General features: G+C 62.7%; 23 protein-coding genes and 1 tRNA gene. 11 read left to right on the forward strand and 13 right to left on the reverse strand.

Going from position 1 to position 21,855, the window contains the following annotated elements; genetic code table 11:
• The first annotated feature begins 14 nt into the window (after positions 1–14).
• The gene (locus D9V28_RS01070; RefSeq protein ID WP_121658830.1) at positions 15–224 is read left to right on the forward strand and encodes a helix-turn-helix transcriptional regulator; all 210 of its coding nucleotides are present in this window, start codon (positions 15–17) and stop codon (positions 222–224) included.
• Between the two features lie 129 nt (positions 225–353).
• Here D9V28_RS01070 and D9V28_RS01075 read toward each other — a convergent pair.
• Positions 354–426 (reverse strand) — tRNA-Lys (locus tag D9V28_RS01075).
• A gap of 100 nt (positions 427–526) precedes the next feature.
• Between D9V28_RS01075 and D9V28_RS01080 the strand changes: the two genes are divergently transcribed.
• On the forward strand, positions 527–1,156 hold the full coding sequence (locus D9V28_RS01080; RefSeq protein ID WP_121657878.1) for a DNA-directed RNA polymerase subunit beta: 630 nt from the start codon (positions 527–529) through the stop codon (positions 1,154–1,156).
• Positions 1,157–1,286: 130 nt separating this feature from the next.
• Here the strand turns inward: D9V28_RS01080 and D9V28_RS01085 are convergent, their stop codons facing one another.
• On the reverse strand, positions 1,287–1,946 hold the full coding sequence (locus tag D9V28_RS01085) for a fasciclin domain-containing protein (RefSeq protein WP_121657879.1): 660 nt from the start codon (positions 1,944–1,946) through the stop codon (positions 1,287–1,289).
• A gap of 197 nt (positions 1,947–2,143) precedes the next feature.
• On the opposite strand from D9V28_RS01085, the gene D9V28_RS01090 reads away from it, so the two are divergent.
• The 3 genes from D9V28_RS01090 to D9V28_RS01100 all read left to right on the forward strand — a co-directional run bounded on the left by D9V28_RS01090 (position 2,144) and on the right by D9V28_RS01100 (position 5,503).
• Complete coding sequence (locus tag D9V28_RS01090) at positions 2,144–3,868, forward strand: cytochrome c biogenesis protein DipZ (protein WP_121657880.1); 1,725 nt, start codon at positions 2,144–2,146, stop codon at positions 3,866–3,868.
• A 100-nt stretch (positions 3,869–3,968) separates the two neighbouring features.
• Positions 3,969–4,586 carry an ECF RNA polymerase sigma factor SigK gene (sigK, locus tag D9V28_RS01095; protein WP_121657881.1) on the forward strand — a complete coding sequence of 206 codons (618 nt, stop codon included), beginning with the start codon at positions 3,969–3,971 and terminating at the stop codon, positions 4,584–4,586.
• The gene (locus D9V28_RS01100; protein ID WP_121657882.1) at positions 4,583–5,503 is read left to right on the forward strand and encodes an anti-sigma factor; all 921 of its coding nucleotides are present in this window, start codon (positions 4,583–4,585) and stop codon (positions 5,501–5,503) included. The genes sigK and D9V28_RS01100 overlap by 4 nt, the downstream gene beginning before the upstream one ends.
• 69 nt (positions 5,504–5,572) lie before the next feature.
• Here D9V28_RS01100 and pstB read toward each other — a convergent pair whose 3' ends face one another.
• The 8 genes from pstB to D9V28_RS01140 all read right to left on the reverse strand — a co-directional run bounded on the left by pstB (position 5,573) and on the right by D9V28_RS01140 (position 14,483).
• Complete coding sequence (pstB, locus tag D9V28_RS01105) at positions 5,573–6,352, reverse strand: phosphate ABC transporter ATP-binding protein PstB (RefSeq protein WP_121657883.1); 780 nt, start codon at positions 6,350–6,352, stop codon at positions 5,573–5,575.
• A gap of 23 nt (positions 6,353–6,375) precedes the next feature.
• Entirely contained in the window at positions 6,376–7,434 is a 1,059-nt protein-coding gene (pstA, locus tag D9V28_RS01110) for a phosphate ABC transporter permease PstA (RefSeq protein ID WP_121657884.1), read from the reverse strand.
• Complete coding sequence (gene pstC / locus D9V28_RS01115) at positions 7,434–8,429, reverse strand: phosphate ABC transporter permease subunit PstC (RefSeq protein WP_121657885.1); 996 nt, start codon at positions 8,427–8,429, stop codon at positions 7,434–7,436. The genes pstA and pstC overlap by 1 nt, the downstream gene beginning before the upstream one ends.
• 101 nt (positions 8,430–8,530) lie before the next feature.
• Positions 8,531–9,619 carry a phosphate ABC transporter substrate-binding protein PstS gene (gene pstS / locus D9V28_RS01120; protein WP_121658831.1) on the reverse strand — a complete coding sequence of 363 codons (1,089 nt, stop codon included), beginning with the start codon at positions 9,617–9,619 and terminating at the stop codon, positions 8,531–8,533.
• Positions 9,620–9,750: 131 nt separating this feature from the next.
• Positions 9,751–10,686, reverse strand: coding sequence for an NUDIX hydrolase (locus D9V28_RS01125; RefSeq protein WP_121657886.1), 936 nt, complete (start codon positions 10,684–10,686; stop codon positions 9,751–9,753).
• Positions 10,683–12,857, reverse strand: a complete 2,175-nt coding sequence (locus tag D9V28_RS01130; RefSeq protein WP_121657887.1) for an RNA degradosome polyphosphate kinase — start codon at positions 12,855–12,857, stop codon at positions 10,683–10,685. The genes D9V28_RS01125 and D9V28_RS01130 overlap by 4 nt, the downstream gene beginning before the upstream one ends.
• Before the next feature lie 98 nt (positions 12,858–12,955).
• The gene (gene mshD / locus D9V28_RS01135) at positions 12,956–13,822 is read right to left on the reverse strand and encodes a mycothiol synthase (RefSeq protein WP_183086389.1); all 867 of its coding nucleotides are present in this window, start codon (positions 13,820–13,822) and stop codon (positions 12,956–12,958) included.
• Complete coding sequence (locus tag D9V28_RS01140) at positions 13,794–14,483, reverse strand: winged helix-turn-helix domain-containing protein (protein WP_121657889.1); 690 nt, start codon at positions 14,481–14,483, stop codon at positions 13,794–13,796. The genes mshD and D9V28_RS01140 overlap by 29 nt, the downstream gene beginning before the upstream one ends.
• 109 nt (positions 14,484–14,592) lie before the next feature.
• On the opposite strand from D9V28_RS01140, the gene D9V28_RS01145 reads away from it, so the two are divergent.
• The 3 genes from D9V28_RS01145 (at position 14,593) to ygfZ (ending at position 16,736) form a co-directional block, all read left to right on the forward strand.
• Positions 14,593–14,883, forward strand: coding sequence for a hypothetical protein (locus tag D9V28_RS01145; RefSeq protein ID WP_147440890.1), 291 nt, complete (start codon positions 14,593–14,595; stop codon positions 14,881–14,883).
• A 138-nt stretch (positions 14,884–15,021) separates the two neighbouring features.
• The gene (locus D9V28_RS01150) at positions 15,022–15,618 is read left to right on the forward strand and encodes a nitrobindin family protein (RefSeq protein ID WP_121657891.1); all 597 of its coding nucleotides are present in this window, start codon (positions 15,022–15,024) and stop codon (positions 15,616–15,618) included.
• Complete coding sequence (ygfZ, locus tag D9V28_RS01155) at positions 15,618–16,736, forward strand: CAF17-like 4Fe-4S cluster assembly/insertion protein YgfZ (protein ID WP_121657892.1); 1,119 nt, start codon at positions 15,618–15,620, stop codon at positions 16,734–16,736. Before D9V28_RS01150 ends, ygfZ begins: the two co-directional genes overlap by 1 nt.
• A gap of 20 nt (positions 16,737–16,756) precedes the next feature.
• On the opposite strand, the gene D9V28_RS01160 is transcribed toward ygfZ, so the two are convergent.
• Positions 16,757–17,566 carry a class I SAM-dependent methyltransferase gene (locus D9V28_RS01160; RefSeq protein ID WP_121657893.1) on the reverse strand — a complete coding sequence of 270 codons (810 nt, stop codon included), beginning with the start codon at positions 17,564–17,566 and terminating at the stop codon, positions 16,757–16,759.
• Positions 17,567–17,635: 69 nt separating this feature from the next.
• On the opposite strand from D9V28_RS01160, the gene D9V28_RS01165 reads away from it, so the two are divergent.
• Positions 17,636–18,385, forward strand: a complete 750-nt coding sequence (locus tag D9V28_RS01165) for a phosphoglyceromutase (RefSeq protein ID WP_121657894.1) — start codon at positions 17,636–17,638, stop codon at positions 18,383–18,385.
• A 78-nt stretch (positions 18,386–18,463) separates the two neighbouring features.
• Here the strand turns inward: D9V28_RS01165 and phoU are convergent, their stop codons facing one another.
• On the reverse strand, positions 18,464–19,123 hold the full coding sequence (gene phoU / locus D9V28_RS01170) for a phosphate signaling complex protein PhoU (RefSeq protein ID WP_121657895.1): 660 nt from the start codon (positions 19,121–19,123) through the stop codon (positions 18,464–18,466).
• Positions 19,124–19,304: 181 nt separating this feature from the next.
• Between phoU and D9V28_RS01175 the strand changes: the two genes are divergently transcribed.
• Complete coding sequence (locus tag D9V28_RS01175; protein WP_121657896.1) at positions 19,305–20,525, forward strand: sensor histidine kinase; 1,221 nt, start codon at positions 19,305–19,307, stop codon at positions 20,523–20,525.
• On the forward strand, positions 20,503–21,186 hold the full coding sequence (locus tag D9V28_RS01180; RefSeq protein ID WP_121657897.1) for a response regulator transcription factor: 684 nt from the start codon (positions 20,503–20,505) through the stop codon (positions 21,184–21,186). Before D9V28_RS01175 ends, D9V28_RS01180 begins: the two co-directional genes overlap by 23 nt.
• Positions 21,187–21,319: 133 nt before the next feature.
• Here D9V28_RS01180 and D9V28_RS01185 read toward each other — a convergent pair whose 3' ends face one another.
• Positions 21,320–21,796, reverse strand: a complete 477-nt coding sequence (locus D9V28_RS01185) for a hypothetical protein (protein ID WP_121657898.1) — start codon at positions 21,794–21,796, stop codon at positions 21,320–21,322.
• Positions 21,797–21,855: the final 59 nt, after the last annotated feature.

Consider the following 21,855-nt stretch of genomic DNA (forward strand, 5'->3'; position numbering starts at 1 on the left):
ATAACCGGCTCGCCATGCTGCGGGCGGAGCGCCGAGTGTCTCGCCGAGAATTGGCGGACGCGCTCGGGGTTCACTACCAGACGGTCGGCTATCTGGAACGAGGCGAGTACAACCCGAGCCTGCACCTGGCGCTCAGAATCGCGAGGTTTTTCGATGTGCCGCTTGAGTTTGTGTTCTCAATCGAACCATTCCCACGAATCGGTCCAGATTCACAAGATCGGTGACCCGGCGGCCGATCGCTCCCGCAAGGTGCTCGATACCTTTCAGGACGAGCTGCGCACGAATTCAGCCGGAACACCACTCTCGAGAACTGAACCCGAAGAGCGCTTATCGCGAACGATGGCTGCGGAGGGTGGGCCCCGCCGGGCTCGAACCGGCGACCCGCGGATTAAAAGTCCGATGCTCTACCAACTGAGCTAGAGGCCCCAACCCTTTTAATCTACCGGTTCCCGCTGAGTGATTTGACCACTTACGCTCACAGAGCGGCGAGTACCGTTAACCCTGGCGATTAGAGAGGCGGATTCAGATGGCAGAAGATTTCCACAAGCCAACGAAGTTTCCCGGGCGCGTCTTCGAATCGTTCCAGGGCGGCATCGATCCAGCCGAAACGAGCCGGATCGCCCACGAGACGGCTCTGGCCCTTCTTGCGAGGGTTCGCAACGACCCAGACCCCGGCGTCATAGACAGGCTCGTGGCCTATACAGAGGAACACGGCATCGACGCCATTGCTGAGCTGTGGTCGCGGGCGACTCCGCGAAGCCTGCCAGGCGCACTCTGGCGCATCTATCTACTTCAACTGATGATCAAGGAAGATCCGCACTCGGCCAGCTACCTGTTCACCCGGGGCACCGAAGTGATGCACACCATCGACCCCGTCGTCGCTGGCGCACCCATCCCGGCCGGACCTAACGAGATCGTCACGCTCGCCGACCAGATTCTCCGCGGGCTTTTCGAGGGTGACTTTGCTGTTGCTCTGGAACGGGCGGCTGCATTCTGTCGGGTCTCGGCGTCAGGCGCTGCCAGCGTCGCGGACGATGCAGACGCCGCCGAGCCGGTCAGGTCACTCGACCTCACCACGCGAGCTCTTCGACTCTCAACGCTCGCCCACGACCTCACCGGCTGCGCCCGGTTGTGGCGTCAGGAATCGCTCGACTGACGAGGGTTGCCCCGCGGAGTGGTGCATCGAACAGTGCATGACGCCGGAGTTACCGAGAAAGACCCGCCGCTATCGGGAAGCGGCGGGTCTTTCGTGAAATCGCGGTTCAGAAACCGGCGAGATTTACTGCTTACTCAGCAGGCGGCATCAGTACCGTGTCGACCAGGTACACGGTCGCGTTAGCTGTCTGAACGCCACCGCAGATCACCGAAGCGCCGTTGACCATGAGGTCATCGCCCTCGCCAGTGACCTCAACCGTTCCGCCCTGCACGGTCTCGTGCATTCCGGGGATTGCGTCAGGAGCAACCTGGCCTGGGACGACGTGGTAAGTCAGGATCGAGGTGAGCAGAGCTGAATCAGTCTTAAGCGTCTCGATCGTGGCAGCGTCGATCTTCGCGAACGCGTCGTCAACCGGTGCAAAGACCGTGAACTCATCGCCGTTCAGCGTGTCTACGAGGTTGACGTCCGGGTTCAGCTGACCGGAGACCGCAGCGGTCAGCGTGGTGAGCAGTGGGTTGTTCGACGCGGCGACCGCGACAGGGTCCTGGCTCATGCCGACGACCGAACCGGCTCCGTCCGGAACCATTTCGGCGTAGCCTGCGCAGCCAGCGCCGACGAGGTCAGCTGCCGGGTCCATTTCCTCCATGGACGGTGACGAAGACTCTGAGGACTTGTTCGACCCGGAACCCGAGGCAGGATTCTGCTCCATGGTCGAGGAACAAGCAGTGAGGCCGAAGGCCGTGACTGCCAGAAGCGACAGTGCTGCAAGTGTGTTGCGCTTGGTTTTCATGAGCTGGTTCTCCTTCAGTTGTGGCCGGTGACCCGACCCCCAATGCCACGTGCTGTGCGGCTGTGAAAAGCTCTTCGGAGCGGGGTGCGAAATGGTTTGGAACTTTCTCAAAAAACTTTTCGGCTCCGGATTCCGAGCACTTTCCCATCCCTTTCGCTCATCGCTCCGAACAGCCTTCAACCATTTACGGAGGCTCCATGTTCACGCTCGCTCTCATCGGCTTGCTCGGCGGATTGATCACGGGTATTTCGCCCTGCATCCTTCCCGTTCTGCCCGTCATCTTTCTTTCCGGGGGTGTTCAGGGGGCTCGAGACACCGACGAGAAGGGCAAAGTTCTGGCCCGCGGCCAGTCCCTGCGGCCCTATCTGGTGATTGCCGGGCTTGTCGTCAGCTTCAGCCTCTTCACGCTGCTCGGATCCCTGCTGCTCGCCCTGCTCAACCTGCCGCAGGACTTCCTGCGCTGGGCTGGCATCGTCGTTCTCGTGCTCATCGGAATCGGCCTGATCGTCCCGCAGTTCCAGCACATCCTGGAGAAGCCGTTCTCGAAGATTCCACAGAGAAACGTCGGAACCGACCGCTCAGGATTCGGTCTCGGAATCGCCCTTGGCGCTGTCTACGTCCCCTGTGCCGGACCCGTTCTTGCCGCGATCACCGTCGCTGGGTCGACGGGCCGTATCGGTGTGGACACCGTCGTTCTCACGCTGTCATTCGCTCTCGGCGCCGCCATCCCGCTTCTGGTGTTCGCGCTGGCCGGACGCCGCGTCGGTGAGCGAGTCAAAACGTTCCGCAAGCACCAGTCGGCCATTCGGCTCACCGGCGGCATCGTCATGATCGCACTCGCCATTGGCCTCGTCTTCAACGTTCCGCAGCTGCTCCAGCGCCTCGTTCCCGACTACACCAGCGCCATTCAGAACCAGATTAACGAGTCGGACGAGGTACAAAAGGCCCTCAACCTCGGCGGCATCGTGACGGACGAGAACCGCGACCTCGACAAGTGCTCGAACGGCGGAATCGAGCTTGAGAGCTGCGGCACCGCTCCTGAGATCACCGGCATCACCGAGTGGTTCAACACCAAGGACAACGCCGCAGTCTCTCTCGACGAGCTGAGAGGCAAAGTCGTCCTGATCGATTTCTGGGCTTACTCCTGCATCAACTGCCAGCGCTCACTCCCGCACGTCACCGCCTGGTACGACGCCTATGAAGACGCCGGCCTCGAAGTGATCGGTGTACATGCACCCGAGTACGCCTTTGAAAAGGAGGTCAACAACGTCAAAGCCGGAGCGGAGAACTTCGGTATTGATTACCCGGTGGCAATCGACAACAGCCTCTCCACCTGGACCAATTACCGCAACCGCTACTGGCCGGCCTCCTACCTCATCGACGCCGACGGCACTGTGCGCCACATCAAGCTTGGTGAGGGTGGATACGACACCACAGAGAAGCACATCCGCGCACTTCTGAAAGATGCGAATCCGGATGCCACGCTGCCGGCAGCAACGGACGTCGCGGACGACACCCCCGAGAGCGGTGCGACGACTCGGGAGACCTACCTCGGTTCCACGAAAGAGGTCAACTTCGTCGGCGCCGAAAAATACACGAAGGGACAGGCGGACTTCCGGCTTCCCAAACAACTTCCCGCAAACTCATTCGCGCTGTCGGGAGGGTGGGATATCGGAACGCAAAGCATCACGCCGACCGGCACCGAAGCATCCGCTCGCCTGAACTACACGGCGAGTGAAGTGCGGATAGTGCTCGCGGGGGAGGGCACAGTCACGCTCACAGTGAACGGGAAGACCCGGGAAATCACTGTCACCGGCACCCCGACCTCGTACCAGCTGGTTGAGACCGGGTCTATAGAGTCGGGCTCGCTCGATGTCAAGGTGGGGACAGGTGTCGACGCTTTCTCGTTCACCTTTGGGTAGACTGGTGGACGGCCGGGCCGCAGTAACCCCGGGCTCCAATATTCGCCGCTCTGAGCGGCCTCACGCCGAGAGGCGTTCTGCGGCCCGGTCACTTTCATGTATGGGTGCATGTGAGAGGCTTGGACACGTGCCAGAAGAAGCTGAAGCGATCGCGACGACGGAAGTCTCCGACGACGATCGCGCGACCGCCTTGCTCAGCTCTGTCGCTGACGGAAGCCAGGAAGCGTTCTCTGAACTGTATGACCTGCTCGCTCCGCGGGTGTTCGGTTTGATCCAGCGCATTCTGGTCGACCGTGCCCAGGCTGAGGAAGTCGCTCAGGAAGTATTCCTCGAGGTTTGGCAAACCGCTACGCGCTTCGCTCCGAATAAGGGTGGAGCACGCGGTTGGATTCTCACAATGGCTCACCGAAGGGCCGTTGACCGTGTACGTGCGTCGCAGGCCGGTCGAGACCGGGACGTGCGCATCGGGATTCGCGACCGGAAGGTGGAATACGACAGCGTCTCAGAGGATGTTGAACTCAAACTTGAGTCGGAACGGGTCGATCGGGCGCTCCGTACGCTCAGCGACATCCAGCGTCAGGCGATCAGCCTGGCGTACCACGGCGGTCTCTCGCAGAGCGAGGTCGCTGAACGACTTGGAATCCCGCTTGGGACTGTGAAAACCCGAATACGGGATGGAATGATCAAACTGAGAGAGGAATTGGGGGTGGCCCTGTGAATGACACGAACCGTGACGACGACCTGACCGTCGGCGAGCCTCACGACGACGCACCAGCCACACTCGCTGCGCTTTCCGCTCTCGGCGCTCTCGACGACGGCGAAGTAGCCGAATTCGAACGCTACCTCGCATCTTCAGACGAGACGAAAGCAGATGCTCGGAGTTTCGCTGCAACCGCAGACCTGCTGGCCAGTGACATCGAACCACCGGCATCGCTCAAAGCGAGCATCATGTCGATGATCGCCACGACTCCGCAGTTGCCGGCTGACGCTGCCACAGCACCGGCGAGCTCGGAAGCGCCGACAGCTGCCTCGTCCGCGCCGGTGGCCCCGGTCGCTGCCGCTGCACCGTCCACACTCGCCCCATCGTCGCCCACCACGAAGGCCTCGAACGCCGCCCAGACTGCTCGCACCTCGAAGGCACAACAGAAGGCGAAGAGTCGCTGGTATTCGGGGCCAGCATCAGCCCTGGTTGCAGCCGTCGCTCTTGTCGCCGTTCTGCTGGGAGCCAACGTTCTCACGGGTGTGTTGAACAACGGCAACGGACTGCAAGAAGCGCTACGGCTGGCTCACATCAATGCCCAGCCTGACGCGATGCGCGAAACCATTCGTCTCACGAACATCAACGACGAGAAGCAGGTCACGGCGACGCTTGTCTGGTCCGGTGCGCTCGCCGAGTCGGTCATGATCGTTGACGGTCTTGCGAAACTGCCCAACGAGAAGACCTACGAGCTCTGGTACATCGGCGAGGACGGACCCATTTCGGCCGGTGTCTTCAACACTGACCGGGTCGGGGAGAGCTGGCGCGTGCTTGAGGGAGCCATGAGTGCCGGCGACGCTGTCGGTGTGACCGTCGAACCTGCTGGCGGCTCTGAGCAGCCGACAACCGATCCGCTTATTGTCATTCACACGAGCTGACCCGATCGACCTCACAAAATACGACAGCCCGCTCGAAACTCGAGCGGGCTGTCGTATTTGTGGTGCGGTCTAGCCGAACCGACCCGAGACGTAGTCTTCCGTCGCCTGCACGCTCGGCTGCGTGAAGATCGTGTTGGTGTCGTCGTATTCGATGAGCTTGCCTGGCTTTCCGGTGCCAGCGATGTTGAAGAACGCGGTGCGGTCAGACACCCGTGATGCCTGCTGCATGTTGTGCGTGACGATGACGATCGTGTACTCGTTCTTGAGTTCCTCGATGAGGTCCTCGATAGCGAGTGTCGAGATCGGATCGAGCGCTGAGCACGGCTCGTCCATCAGGAGGACATCGGGGGAGACGGCGATGGCCCGCGCGATGCAGAGACGCTGCTGCTGACCACCGGAGATGCTGGATCCCGGCTTCTCGAGCCGATCCTTGACCTCGTTCCAGAGGTTCGCACCCCGAAGCGACTTTTCGACGAGATCGTCGGCATCCGTTTTGGTGATCTTGCGGTTGTTCAGTTTCACGCCTGCGAGCACGTTGTCGCGGATCGACATGGTCGGGAACGGGTTGGGGCGCTGGAAGACCATACCCACCTGACGACGCACCAGCACGGGGTCCACTCCCTGTGCGTAGAGGTTGTCACCGTCAATGAGCACTTCACCCTCGACACGGGCGCCCGGGATCACTTCGTGCATCCGGTTGAGGGTGCGGAGGAAGGTGGACTTGCCGCAACCGCTCGGCCCGATGAACGCGGTGACCGTTCGCGGCTCGATGGTGAGGTTGATGTCTTCGACAGCCAGGAAGCTGGAGTAGTAAACCTTGAGGTCTTTGACCTCGATGCGTTTGGACACGAATGCGTTCCTTCGGGTTGAGGTTAGCGGCCCAGTTTGGGCGAGAAGATGTTGGCGATGAGCCGCGCAATGAGGTTGAGCGCCATCACGATAAGGATGAGCGAAAGGGCGCCAGTCCAGGCTCGGTCGATGTATGCCTGGGCGTCGCTTCCCTGCTGGGCATACGAGTTGTAGACAAATGTTGGCAGCGCCATCATGCGGCCGTCGAAGAGGTTGTAGTTCATACTCTGGGTGTAACCGGCGATGATGAGCAGTGGCGCCGTCTCTCCGATCACGCGGGCGACCGAAAGCATCACACCGGTGACGATTCCGGCGAGCGATGTCGGGAGCACCACTTTGAGGATGGTCAGGTACTTGGGGACACCGAGCGCATAGGAAGCCTCACGGAGTTCATTGGGGACGAGCTTCAGCATTTCCTCGGTCGACCTGACGATGACCGGGATCATCAAAACGCTCAGCGCGATCGCACCACCGATACCCAGGCGCACTCCTTCACCGAAGAAGATGACAAGAAGGGCATAGGCGAACAGGCCGGCGACGATCGACGGAATGCCGGTCATCACGTCGACCAGGAAAGTGATCCATCGGGCGAGTTTCCCTCGCCCATACTCGACAAGGTAGATGGCGGTGAGGATGCCGATCGGTACCGAGATGATGCTCGTGGCCAGCGTGATGAGCAGCGTGCCCGTGATCGCGTGCAGCGCTCCGCCGCCTTCGCCAACGATGTTGCGCATCGACATGGTGAAGAAGTCGACGTCGAAACGGGCAGCGCCGTTCGTGAGGGTCGTGATCGCCACCGAGATTAGGGGGACGAGCGCGATGAGGAACGCGATCACCACGAGGCTCGTCATCAGGCGGTCCTTGGCCTTGCGGGAACCTTCGACGAACAGCGAGAGCAGCCAGTACGTCACGACGAACAGCACTGCTGTAACGATGAGGATCCCGGCGACGTTGACGGCGCCGAGTATGGCGAAGACAGCCGTTGCCACCGCGAGCGTGCCGAGGATGATGTAGAGGGGCGTGAACCTGTGGAGCTTGCCCGCCTTGAGAGCGCTCGTTATCGGCGCCTGGGTGATAGCCATCAGTTCGCTCCGGAGAATGCTTTGCGGCGGTCGACAATCGCTCGCGAGATGAAGTTGACCACGAACGTGATCACAAAGAGGATCAAGCCGCTTGCGATGAGAATGTTGACGCCGACCCCGTGAGCTTCAGGGAAGTTCAGAGCGATGTTCGCGGCGATCGTGTTCGGGTTCTGCGACTGCAGCAGGACCAGACTCACGATCAGGCTCGGTGAGAGCACCATGGCAACGGCCATGGTCTCGCCCAGGGCCCGACCGAGGCCAAGCATCGACGCTGAGACAATTCCCGGTCGCCCGAACGGGAGGACGGCAATGGTGATCATTTCCCACCGTGTGGCTCCAAGAGCGAGTGCGGCTTCCTCGTGCAGTTTTGGCGTCTGGAGGAAGATCTCACGGGAAAGTGAGGTGATGATCGGGAGGATCATGACGGCGAGGACGATTCCCACCGTGAGGATGGTGCGGCCGGTTCCGGACACCGGACCGGCGAAGAGCGGAAACCAGCCCATGTTCTCGACGAGCCAGCTGTAGACCGGCTGGACTGCAGGGGCAAGAACACCGATACCCCAGAGGCCATAGACGACACTGGGGACTGCAGCGAGCAGGTCGATCACGTAGCCGAGGCTTTGCGCGAGCCGTCGAGGTGCGTAATGGGTGATGAAAAGTGCAACCATGATGGCGAGCGGCACCGCGATGACTAGCGCGATGAAGGCCGCCCAGACCGTACCGAAGACAAGCGGCCAGACGTAGGACAGGAAGTTTGTGGCGTCGCCCTTGATGTCGCTTTCGTCCGCCGTGAAGGCAGGAAGGCTCTGTGCGACCAAGAAGATGGCGACAGCGGCGAGGGTGACAAGAATCAGGATTCCGGCGGCGAGCGTTGATCCGCTGAAGATGCGGTCACCGGGCCGCTGAACGACCTTTGGCGGCACCGCGGGCACCTCGGGCTTGCCGGGGCTTACGGGCTGCACCGGCGTTGCCGGCGGCTGCGCTGTTGTGGTCATGTGCCCTTGTCTTTACCCTTGTGTGGTTTATGGATTCGAATGAACCCAGTTGCTCGCCCGGCGGATGCATGCATCCACCGGGCGAGCTGAAATGGAATGAGTTACTTGATGGACTCGATGGCCGTTGCGACCTTTGCGCTCAGTTCGCTCGAGAGCGGTGCTGCTCCCGCAGCATCGACCGCGACCGTCTGGCCTTCCTCGCTGGCGATGTAGGTGAGGTACTCCTTGACGAGTTCGGCGTCCTCAGCGTCAGCGTACTCCTGGCAGGCAATTGCGTAGCTCACGAGAACGAGTGGGTAGTGGCTCGGGTCCGTCGTCATCCGGTCGAGCTGGATTGCAATGTCGTTCGCCTCGCGCCCCTCGGCCATCGGGGACTCTTCGACGACTGCCGCTGCGGCTTCGGCGGTGTATCCGACGAACTCCTCACCGACCTTGATCTTTGCGGTGCTGAGGTCGCCCGCCTTGGATGCGTCTGCGTAGCCGATGGTGTTCGAGCCGTTGCTGACAGCGCTCACCACACCGGAGGTCCCCTGCGCACCCTCACCACTCTGGAACGGGAAGGTGTCGCTCGGTTCCTCGGCCCAGGCGTCAGGCGCCGTCTTGTTGAGGTAGTCGGCGAAGTTCTTGGTGGTACCTGAGTCATCTGAACGGTGCACAGCCGTGATCGCAGCGGACGGAAGCGACGCGTCGGGGTTCAACGCCACCAGTGCGGGGTCATCCCAGCTGGTGATCTCGCCGGAGAAGATTTTCGCGAGGGTCGCGGAGTCAACGTTGAGTTCGTCCACACCATCGACGTTGAAGATCACGGCGATGGGAGAGATGTAGACCGGAAGATCGATGGCTTTGGTGTCTGGGGCGCAGCTGGCGAAGTCGCCGGCCAGTTCGTCGTCGCTGAGCAGCGAGTCCGAACCGGCGAACGCTGCGGCACCGGAGATGAAGCTTTCGCGCCCGGCCCCTGAGCCCTGCGGGTCATAGTTGACGGTGACGTCCTGGTGGGCGGTCTGGAAGCCGGCAATCCATGCTTCCTGCGCGCTGCCCTGGCTCGATGCGCCGATGCCGACGAGTTCGCCGGAGAGTGTGCTGTCCGAGCTGCCTTCGCTAGCGCCGCTTTCGTTTGCCGCACAGGAGGTCAAAGAGAGGGCTGCCACAGCTGCGATGACCGCAACGCGGCCGACTTTCGAGAACTTCACGGAATTGTTTCCATTCATTGTGATTTCGGGACGGGCCGGTGCAGGCCCACGAGAAACGTTAGGCACGTGGCCTTACGAGACTCCCTCATCGTGGTAAACGGAAGGTTAACGACTCCTGAAACCCCGGGCGCTCAGGCGCGGGGCTCGTGCGTTTCGATAGAGATAATTCCGGAGCTCGGGTTGGTCGCCGAGAGGTGCACCACGCTGAATGCGCCCGTGGTCAATCCCGCAGCACTCGAGAGATACGAGCCCGTGATGCTTCCCGTCGCGAGGGCGATCTCACGGAGGATGTCGGGAAGCACGGGGCCGTGACTGCAGAGCACCGCGGTCTTGCCCGATCGAACGCGCTTCCCGACGACCTTTCGCACGTCAGACGTTCCGGACTCGTATGCGTCCTGGCTGATCAGGTCGGTGCGGCGCACATCGATCCCAGCGGCCGCGGCCAGCGGGGCGACAGTTGTGGCACAGCGCACCGCGGTGCTCGTCACGATCCGTCGAACACCGAACGCTTGGAGCGTTCCGACAATCTCGTTGGCCTGCTCGACACCGCGCGAGGTGAGCGGCCGAGACGCGTCATCGCCCTTCCACGAGGAGGGGGAAACCGCTTTGCCGTGACGGAGCGCGATGAGCGCGAACGTCGATGTCACGCCTTCGTTCACGAGCGTTGAGAACGTCTCAAGAATCTCGACGTCGTGTTCGTAGCTCAGGTAGCTCCGCGCGCGTTTCAAAGTGACCCACTCGAGGGCGGCCACTTCGCCGTTTGGCACGAAAGTCGACGCACGCACCGCAGCATCCGTCACCTCGCTCGCCCAGTAGTGCACGACTTTTTCCCGACCGCTCGACAGGGTGTACGCAGAAACGCCGAGCGGAACCCCAAGCGACACGGCGAGGCCCGTCTCCTCGTGCACTTCCCGCACAGCGGTCTGTGGCAGGGATTCGCCAGGGTCCACCTTGCCCTTGGGTAACGTCACGTCTGCATATTTCGTGCGATGGATGACGAGTACGTGTATTTTTCCGTCGATCAGTCGCCAGCAAACGGCGCCGGCCGCATAGACGGCCGTCGTCACCGGCGGCTCCTCGGTCGCCGTCGCAGACTCGTCTTCAGCATCAGTCGGTCCTGAAGATCAACGAGCGGCTCTCCGTTCGAGTCGAGGCTGTGGCGTTCCCAGCGCCCGTCGGTTTCGAGGTGCCATGAAGAGGTTTTGTCATCCATGGCGACATCGAACAGGCCCGAGATCTCGGCGAGGTGAGCGGGCGAAGAGAGCCGCACGAGCGCTTCGACCCGGCGATCAAGGTTGCGGTGCATCATGTCAGCGCTGCCGATGAAGACGTGCGGGTCGCCGTCGTTGACGAACGAGAAGATGCGCGAGTGCTCAAGGAAACGTCCGAGGATGGAGCGCACCCGAATCGTCTCGCTCATGCCCTCCTGGCTTGGCCGCAGGCTGCAGATGCCACGCACCCAGATGTCGACGGGCACTCCCGCCTGGCTTGCACGGTAGAGACCATCGATGATTGCCTCATCGACTATCGAATTCACTTTGATCCGGATGCCACTCGGCTTACCTGCCTCGGCGTTCCGACGTTCCTGGTCAATGTGTTTGAGCAGGCCTTTGCGCAGGTGAAGCGGAGCGACAAGAAGCCTCTTGAACTTCTTCTCGATGGCATAACCGGACAGCTCGTTGAACAGGCGGGTGAGGTCCTTGCCCACCTGCGCGTCTGCGGTGAACAGGCCGAGGTCTTCATAGGTCCGGCTGGTCTTGGGATTGTAGTTTCCCGTGCCGATGTGGCTGTAGTGCTTGAGTGTTCCCTTTTCCTCACGGATGACGAGGGCCAGCTTGCAGTGGGTCTTGAGTCCAACGAGGCCGTAGACGACGTGAACGCCTGCCTTCTCGAGCTTCCGCGCCCACGAGATGTTGTTCTGCTCGTCGAAGCGGGCTTTGATCTCGACGAGAGCGAGCACCTGTTTGCCGGCCTCTGCCGCGTCGATGAGCGCCTCGACGATGGGGGAGTCGCCTGAGGTGCGGTACAGGGTCTGCTTGATGGCGAGCACGTGCGGGTCGGCTGCAGCCTGCTCGAGGAACGCCTGGACACTCGTTGCGAACGACTCGTACGGGTGGTGCACGAGAACATCACCGCGGGAGATGGCGCCGAAGACATCGGCTTTGCCGTTCGGTTCGGCCGGCTGAAATTCGAGAACGGTCGTTGGCACTCGAGGTGGGTACCGCAGGTCCGGCCGGTCAATACCTGAGAGGCCGAAGAGCCCGCCGAGGTCGAGCGGTGCAGGAAGGCGGTAAACCTCCTGCTCGGTGACATCGAGTTCGCGAACGAGGAGGTCGAGCGTGACGTCATCCATGTCCTCGGTGATCTCGAGGCGAATGGGCGGACCGAAGCGTCGGCGAAGCAGTTCCTTCTCGAGCGCCTGGATGAGGTTCTCGGTTTCGTCTTCTTCGATCTCCACGTCTTCGTTGCGGGTCACCCGGAAGACGTGGTGCTCCACGATCTCCATTCCGGGGAACAGGTCACCGAGGTGGTTGGCGATGAGATCCTCAAGCGGCAGGTACTGAACGTTGTCGAGGGTTGTTGACGGGTCGACCCGCACAAACCGGGGCAGCATCTGCGGGACCTTGAGCCTCGCGAACTCCTGGCGCCCGGTCTTCGTGTTCCTCACACGCACGGCGAGGTTGAGGGAGAGCCCTGAGATGTAGGGGAAGGGGTGTACCGGGTCAACGGCGAGTGGCATGAGCACAGGGAAGATCTGTCGTGAGAAGTACTCGGTCAGGCGGGACTTATCGTCCTCGGCAAGCGAGTCCCAGGTTACGACGCTGACGCCGGCTTCGGTGAGGGCCGGCTTCACGGCGTCGCTCCACACACGGGCGTGGCGCAGCTGCAGTTCGTGCGCCTTCAGGGAGATGTCGTCCAGAACATCGCCGGGGGCCCTGCCAACGTTGGTCGGCACCGCGAGTCCGGTGAGAACACGGCGTTTGAGCCCTGCCACCCGCACCATGAAGAATTCGTCGAGGTTGGAGGCGAAAATAGCCAGGAAGTTGGCTCGCTCGAGGGCGGGAACCGTTGGGTCCTCCGCGAGTTCGAGCACCCGCTGGTTGAATGCCAGCCAGCTCACTTCGCGGTCGAGATACCTGCCCTCTGGGAGCGCAGGGTCATCGCGCTCGAACGCGGGATCGAAGTCGTCGTCGTCCCATCCGAGTCCGGAGTCCTGGGCCATGCTGTCTGGTGCCATTGCAATATCTTGTCACCTTGAGCAAACGACTGCGTGCTTTGCCGGTAAACAATCGGGGCGGTCTATGGCGTCCGATTCAGCGACAACGGCGCCCGCCGTCACGCTCCGAGCTGGTACTGCACGTCGATCGTGTGGTCGGAGAATCCGAGTGAGCGGTACAGGTGAACTGCCGGCTCGTTGTCGGCCTCAACGAACAGTGCTGCCGTTGAGCATCCCCTGGCGCGCATTCGTTCGAGCCCCGCGAGCATGAGCGATTTACCGAGGCCCCTGCCGGGTGCTTCCACACCGATGACGTAGATCTCGCCGAGGTCTCCTTCAATCTTGAGCCAGTTGTAGCCGACCATTCGGCCCTCTTCGTCGCGTGCGATCAGGAAATCGTCGTTCTGGAACCACGGTTCTGCTCGGCGCCGGTGCAGATCATCGACGGTGATGCTGCCCTGCTCGGGGTGAGAGGCGAAGATCCGTGCGTTGAGCGCGACCCATTCAACGTCATCTGTTCCAGGACGGAAGCTATCGAAGACGGGTGCTGAATTCGGGGAGCCGGCCAGTGGCATCCGCAATTGAAGAAGGGTGCGGATCGGGGTGAAGCCGAATCGGCTGGCCAGTGCCCGAGCCGCGGGGTGATCGCCGTGTGACCACGCCTTGAGCCCGGGCGACGCGTCAGCGATCAGCTCAGCGACGGCGGCGCGGCCGTAGCCGGAGCCCCGCCATTCCGGGTCGATGACGAGTTCAAGTTCGTCGGTTCCGAGAATGGCGGCGCCGACGAGGTGTTCCGCGGCGCTCGGTGATTCCTGCAGCTCAACAATGAAGTCGAGCCGCCGTGCGCCGCTCTCAGCGTCGAGGAGCGCCTGGTCGTTGAACGGCCCCTGCCCGTCGACGGTGATGGCCATCCGCACGAGGCGGGTGAAGGCACTCCTGGACGCCGGGTCTTGAAGGCTACGCGTGCGTAGAGTCGGTGGGCGCACTGTCCTCCTCGTAGACGTTGAAACGGTAGCCGACGTTGCGGACGGTGCCGATGAGCTGTTCGAGGTCACCGAGTTTGGCGCGAAGGCGTCGGACGTGAACGTCGACGGTTCGGGTGCCACCGAAGTAGTCGTATCCCCAGACCTCGCTGAGCAGTTGTTCCCGGGTGAACACGCGGGACGGGTGAGTGGCGAGGAAGCGCAGGAGCTCGAACTCCTTGTAGGTGAGGTCGAGCGGTTTGCCCTGCACCTTGGCCGAATAGCTGGCCTCGTCGATGACAACACCGGACGTCTGGATTTTGGTCGTCGTCTGCTCGAGCGCCTGTTTGCCGATAGCAAGTCGAACGCGTGCGTCGATCTCGGCAGGGCCGGCGTTCTCGACGATGACATCGTCAACACCCCAGTCAGCGCTGACAGCGGAGAGTCCGCCCTCGGTGAGGACGATGAGAAGCGGGACGGTGAGCCCGGTCGTCCGGAGGATCTTGCACAGCGACTTGGCGCCTGCCAGGTCGGTCCGAGCGTCGATCAGGATCAAATCACTCGAGGGCGCGTTGACGAGTTGAGCCGGCTGGGCCGGTATCTGACGCACACGGTGACTGAGTAAACCGAGGGAGGGGAGCACGTCATTGTCGACCCGTGAGGTCAGAATCAACAGTTGCGCCACGTATGACCTCCAGTGATATCTGCGTCAATACTAGCCACAGCACTGCGCCGCCCTTACCTCATGCGAACCGGGTGGAGTGCACGTGCGACGAATCGGGCACAATGGAGAGGTGACCGATGCACCCATGACCGCCGGACGCACCTGGGGCGGTATCGCCTCCGTGTGGGCCCTCGCCGTTGTTGGCGCTGTTCTCGTCTCCGTTTCTTCGACCGGTGATCTTCGCTTTTCCCTGCTGGCGCTCGCGCTCGCCGCGTGCTGCCTGGTCACATTCGTGATTCAGCTGGCCACCACCCGAAAGGTCGGATTCATCGACCGGGTCGGTGCAAGCATCGTCGGCGCTCTGGTGATTCTCGGGGGCACCGGCCTTTACCTCAGCATTGTCGCCCTTTTCGGGGGATAGACTGTTCGCATGGATCTCGTAGCGCTTGAACTCTTCTTTGTCGGATTGCTCGCCGCAGCGAGCCTGGCCATCGGGTTCATCTCCGTCGTGGTGCTCTGGAACCTGTTCCGCGGCCAGCGCTAGTCTTTCGGGTCGATCATGATCGAACTGCCTCTCGACCTTCCGGCTGAGCTCGTTCCGCTGTCGTGGCTGCTCGGCGTCTGGGAGGGTTCGGGCGTCATCGACTACACGGTGAACGATGAGCCGATCAGTTACGAATTCGGCCAGCGCGTGAGCTTCAGCCACGATGGTCTGCCGTACCTCAACTACAGTTCGTACACCTGGCTGCTCGACGACGAGCACACGCCACTCGTCGCGGAGTCCGGTTACTGGCGACTGCACAGGGTGCAGCAGGCGGGAGACCCTGGCCCGGCCATGCTCCCCGGTGTGGGCGAGCGACCGTTCCCTGACGCCGAAAGCGTCGAAGCGCTCCGAAACGCCGACGGCGGGTTCGATCTCGAAGCAGCGCTCGTTCACCCGGGTGGAGTGAGCGAGCTGTACCTCGGCCAGGTCAAAGGCCCACGCATCGACCTCGGAACTGACGCCGTCATGCGCGCGGCCGGCGCCAAGGATTACGCCGCCGCGACACGCATGTACGGACTCGTTGACAACCACCTGCTCTGGGCCTGGGACATCGCCGCGCTCGGGCAGGACCTCCGCACCCACGCATCCGCTCGGCTTGGCAAGGTCGACTGATGACTTCGTCACCGTTCTTCTCCGTCGACGGTGCCGTCCAGTTGCCAGACGCCGTCGACGCGGGTGTTCCGTCGCACTACGGCAGTCCGAACATTGAGCAGCGTCACCTGGTTGCTGGCTCGGCGATCGTTGACCTCTCCAACCGCGGTGTGCTCTCGGTTGCCGGGCCTGACCGGCTGACCTGGCTCAACTCGATCACGTCGGCCGAACTGCGCTTTGTGCAGCCAGGCGAATCGAGCGAAACCCTGTTCCTCGACCCGCACGGGCACGTCGAGCATGCAGCCGGGCTGTTGGACGACGGCGACACCGCCTGGCTGTTCGTTGAGCAGGCCTCTGTCGAACCGCTTGCCGCCTGGCTGAACCGGATGAAGTTCATGCTTCGGGTCGAGATCACCGATCGCACGCCCGAATTCGCCCGAATCGGCTTTCTCGCCGAGACGGTCCCCGCTGACCTCCCCGTGGCATCCGCTCAGAATATTCCGCTGGTCTGGAGCGACCCGTGGCGAACCGTCGGCGCCGGCGGCCACCAGTACGCTGCCGGTGAGCACCCGGGCGCGTCCTGGAACTGGCACGAGGCGCTCGTGCCGCGGGACGCACTCGCAACGCTGAGCGCAACCCGCCAGCCAGCGGGCTCCCTCGCCGCCGAGGCGCTGCGTGTCGCCGCGTGGCGACCGCGCTTTGCCACCGAGGTCGACGAGAAGACGATCCCGCACGAGCTCGACTGGCTACGCAGTGCCGTTCACCTGTCGAAGGGCTGCTACCGCGGGCAGGAGACCGTGGCGAAGGTGCACAACCTCGGCCACCCGCCGCGTCGCCTCGTGATGCTGCACCTCGACGGATCCGACTCGGTGCTGCCGGCAACCGGTGCCCCCGTTCAGGGCGAACGCGCGGGCGAGCAGGTCGACGTCGGCAGAATCACAACGGCGGTCATTCACCACGAGCTTGGACCTATCGCCCTCGCCGTCATCAAACGATCGGTGAAAGCGGATGCTGTCCTGACAGTGAACGAGGACGGCCAGCTGATCGCTGCAGCGCAGCAGGTTATCGTGCCCGCCGACGCTGGCGCCGTCGCCGACGTTCCGCGCCTGCCGCGGCTCGGCGCTGTTCGCCGTCCCTGACATGGCGCTGCCGAACCTGATCAGTTCGGTGCGACAGAATCCCACGGAACGGTAAGTTCGCCGAGCCGCCACCGTGACCGGTCGCCCTGTACGGGCCAACCAGCCGTGCGAAGCCCCGCGACCGTCGCCAGCCAACGCTGAACCGGGCCGTACGCGGCGAGCGGCGCGCTGTACTGCCACTGCCGGTCGAGTTCGACCATGAGGTCCGCGATCCGCTCCCCGGGAACGTTGCGGTGAATCAGGGCTTTGGGCAGTCGCTCAGCGACGATCGACGGCCATTCCAGTTCTGCCAGCCGCAGCGACAGGGTGAGCGACATCGGACCGTCCGCCGAGACGGTCACCCAACTGGAGACGCGGCCGATCTCGTCGCAGGTTCCCTCAACCAGCACACCTCGCGACTGGAGCCGTGAGACCATCAGGCCCCAGGCATCCGTCACCGCACTTTCGTCATACTGACGCAGCACGTTGAACGCGCGGATCGCGGCGGGACGGCGCCCGTCGTGCACAGGAACCTCGAACCCGCCCCGAGCGAAACTCACGAGCGCGTCCGCCGCGAACCCGGTCTTGCCGGAGCGAACGGCGTCGAGCTGCTCGGTCGCCGAACGCACGCGCTCCTTGTCGATCTCGAGCCCGAGCACCTCGACGCCCGGCCGGACCTTGCTGAGGCGTGCGTGAAGCTCAAGACTCGTGACGGCGCTCGCCCCGTAGCCCAGATCGACGACGAGCGGGTCTGCGCTCGAGCGCAGCACGGGAAGCGTCTGCATGAAACGATCGACCCGCCGCAGGCGATTGGTGTTTGTCGTCCCGCGGGTGATGGTTCCAATGGGCATTGGTTCATTCTTTCAGCAGTGCGGCTGACCATTTGCTGACCGCGCCCGCCCGCTCGATAGAGTGGAACCATGTCTTCGCCATACACTCTCATCCTCCTGCGCCACGGAAACAGCGACTGGAACCAAAAGAACCTGTTCACAGGCTGGGTCGACGTCCGACTGAGCGACCAGGGCGTCGCCGAAGCCACTCGGGCCGGCGAACTGCTCACCGAGTCGGGTTTGACCCCTGACGTGCAGTACACCTCGGTTCTCACACGTGCCATCCAGACCGCGAACATCGCCCTCGACGTCGCCGACCGCGCCTGGATTCCCGTCAAGCGCAGCTGGCGCCTCAACGAGCGTCACTATGGTGCGCTGCAGGGCAAGGACAAGGCACAGACGCTCGCCGAGTACGGCCCCGAGCAGTTCCAGACCTGGCGTCGTTCGTTCGACGTTCCGCCGCCCGAGATTGACGACGAGAACGAGTATTCGCAGGCCAAAGACCCACGGTACGTCGGTATCGACGGCGAAATCCCGCGCACCGAATGCCTCAAGGACGTTATCGATCGGATGCTTCCCTACTGGGAATCAGACATCACCGGTGACCTTGCGGCTGGCAAGACAGTACTCGTCACCGCCCACGGCAACTCGCTGCGCGCCCTCGTGAAGCACCTCGACGACATTTCGGACGACGACATCGCCGAGCTGAACATCCCGACCGGTGTCCCTCTGGTTTACCGCCTCGACGAGAACTTCCGTCCGACCCAGCCGGCTGAATACCTCGACCCCGAGGCTGCTGCAGCCGGTGCTGCTGCTGTTGCGGCTCAGGGCAAGAAGTAACACCAACTTCCGCTCCACACAAAAGCTGCCCGCCTCGACCTTCCGGTCGGGGCGGGCAGCTTTTTGTGTGAGCGAGGGTTACGGCAGATCCGTTTCAGGGATCCATTCGCCCGTCGCGAGGTACTGAACCTTCTTGGCGATCGACACAGCGTGGTCGGCGAAGCGCTCGTGGTAGCGAGAGGCCAGCGTGGCGTCGACTGTCGCCAGCGGCTTTCCCTTCCAGGTCTCGCCGAGAACCTTGTCGAAGACACTGACGTGCAGCTCGTCGATCTTGTCGTCCTCGTTGCGGATCTCCTCTGCGAGGCGTACATCCTGCGTGCGGAGGAGTTGCGTGAGCTTCTTGGCAATCTCAACATCGAGCCGGCCCATCTCGGCGAAGGTGGAGCGGAGCCCCTTGGGCACGGCGCGCTCGGGGAACCGGTAGCGAGCGAGCTGGGCGATGTGCTCAGCCATGTCACCCATCCGTTCGAGCGATGAGCTGATCCGCAGTGCGCTCACAACGATGCGCAGGTCACGGGCGACGGGCTGCTGACGGGCGAGGATGTTGATGGCCAACTCGTCGAGTGCCACGGTGAGCTCATCGATTCGAACGTCGTTCTCGATGACCTCTTCGGCGACGCTGACGTCTGACTCGTTGAAGGCACGAACGGCGTTCTCGATCGAAATGGCTACGAGTTCCGAGATGGCGATCAGTCGTTCCTGGACTTCAGCCAGTTCCTGCTGGAATACATCGCGCATGTGCTCTCCGTTTCTGTTTTCTGGGTGCGTTGGGCACGGCACCGGCGTCCCACAGGACCAGCTGCAACCATGCACGTCGCAGGTTAACGTTTGGGGGCGAGTAGTTGAACACCACTCAAAATCCCCTGATCACGCGACTGCGGCGCCTCACCGGCTCCTGTGGTGCATCTAATCTAGTCGTATGGACTCCGCCTGGTTGGTGCTTGCGTCTCTGGCACTCGGCCTTCTCGTCGGTGCCGGATTCACCACTCTGCTCTATGTAGCCGCAAAGAGAGGTCAACGCGTCGCGAACGTCGTGACACCCCGGGTGCCCGACGGTGTGTCGCAGGTGCTCGACGCGCTGGAAAGCGCCGGGATCGTCGTCGACCCATCAGGAAACGTGATCAAGGTGTCGCCGGGGGCACTGGCTCTCGGGCTCGTGCGTGACGGCGTCCTCGTGAACGAGGAACTCCGGCTCCTGGCCAATGAGGTGAGGGACAACGGCGAACCGATCACCCGCGAGTTTGACCTCAGCCGCGGGCGGTTCGGTGATGTCAGCATGCACCTCGACGTCCGGTGCGCGAGGCTCGGCACCCGGTACGTTCTGCTCCTCGCCCAAGACCACACAGAATCACGACGACTCGACGAAGTTCGTCGTGACTTCATCGCGAACATCTCGCACGAACTCAAAACGCCGATCGGCGCCGTCGGTCTGTTGGCTGAGGCCCTGGAGCCCGCCGCAGACGATCCGGTCCAGGTGCGCAAGTTCGCGAATCGCCTCAGCGCCGAAGCAGCTCGGCTCGCCCGCATCACCCGCGAGATCATTGACCTCTCCCGGCTGCAGGCGGCAGATGCGCTCACGGCGCCTGAACTGCTCGACGTCGATCGCATCATCGCACAGGCCGTTGACCAGAACCGCGTCGCTGCTGAAGCGACAGGGGTGACCCTCACCGCGGGCGGAAGCAAGCGTGCCCAGGTGTACGGAGACGAAGCGCTTTTGGTCGTCGCTGTGCACAACCTCATCGCGAACGCCATCACCTACTCTCCACCTGGTGGTCGCGTCGGAGTCGGCGTGAGCCGCTCGGGCGGTCTGATTTCCATCGCCGTCACCGATCAGGGCGTCGGAATCCCAGAGGAAGATCGCGACCGCGTCTTCGAACGGTTCTTCCGCGTCGATCAGGCCCGTTCGCGCCACACGGGCGGAACGGGGCTCGGCCTCTCGATCGTGAAGCACACGGTGCAGAACCACGGCGGCGAAGTGAAGGTGTGGTCCAAGGTCGGGCACGGATCGACGTTCACCATCCGCCTGCCCGAGGCCGCCACTCCACCGCCATCGACAGAACAGATTGCCCTTCCGCGAGCTGCAGAGCCCGCCGGATCCCACAGTGAGGACACGCCACATGACACGCATCCTGCTCGTTGAAGACGAAGCGGCGCTCAGCGAGCCGCTGGCCTACCTGCTCGAACGTGAGGGCTACGAGGTCGAGGTGGCCGCTGACGGGCCGACCGCTGTCGCCGCATACACGGCATCCGAGCCGGACCTGGTCCTGCTCGACCTGATGCTGCCAGGCATCCCTGGAACCGAGGTGTGCCGCCAGATCCGCGCCGTCGCCCAGACGCCGATCATCATGCTGACCGCGAAGGATTCAGAAGTGGACATCGTCGTCGGGCTCGAGCTCGGCGCCGACGACTATGTCACGAAGCCCTACTCCAGCCGCGAGCTGCTCGCTCGAATACGGGCCGTGATGCGCCGCCGCCAGACAGACGAGACCGACGAGACCGATGCGGTGCTCGAAGCCGGCTCGGTACGGATGGACATCGAGAGGCACACCGTCGAGGTGCGCGGAACAGAAACAGCCATGCCGCTCAAGGAATTCGAGCTGCTCGAGCTGCTGCTGCGCAACGCTGGCCGTGTGCTGACGCGTGGCCAGCTCATCGATCGGGTGTGGGGGAGCGACTACTTCGGTGACACCAAGACCCTCGACGTGCACATCAAGCGGATTCGCTCGCGCATCGAGGAGAGCCCGTCTGAACCGAAGATGCTCGTGACCGTTCGAGGCCTCGGTTACCGGTTCGAGGCCTAGGCAACCGGTTCGAGGCGTAGGTCCGCCGCGGGTCGATTCGGCGTCGAGTTGAGGTGGGTCGCCTGTCGACCGATGGCATCCGCTCGCCTGTTTTCAAAAAATCGGTCGCACCGATACCACCGGGCGGGCCGCGCTATTCGGCTGTCGCTGCCTCGGGGATGAACTCGTTGTAAGGCTCGATGCTGCCGTCGAGAACAGGAACGAGGACTTCCTTGCCGGTCTCGTTGCCGTACTGCACGAAGATGGTGGTCATCGAACCCGGTGTGGCGTCGATGCCGGTGAGTGCGATCGGGTCAGCGTCTTCTCCGCCGAACACCGTGCTCGAGTTGCCGTCGATGACCGTGTTCACTGTTGTGTCGTCTTCACCGAACTGGATCGAGAGCGAGTGAGCGCTTCCGGTGTTCACCGCGGTGAAAATGAGGTTTCCGTCTGTGCCGTCTTCGGTGACGACGATCAGGTTGCGCAGTCGAATGTCGCCGAGGTTGGCGCTGACTCCATCGCTGGGGTCGTACTCCTTGGTCGTTGCCTGCGGAGAGACCAGGTTGCACCCGGTTGCACCAAACACGACTGTTGCCGCCAACGCTACGGATGCGATCAATCGCGCCTTCACAGGTCCTCCAAGAAAAACTTCGGACGCAGGCGGGCGAGAGCGCTCGCGTGCGGGGATAC

This window comes from Mycetocola zhadangensis (genome assembly GCF_003668565.1).
GTDB lineage: Bacteria > Actinomycetota > Actinomycetes > Actinomycetales > Microbacteriaceae > Mycetocola_A > Mycetocola_A zhadangensis.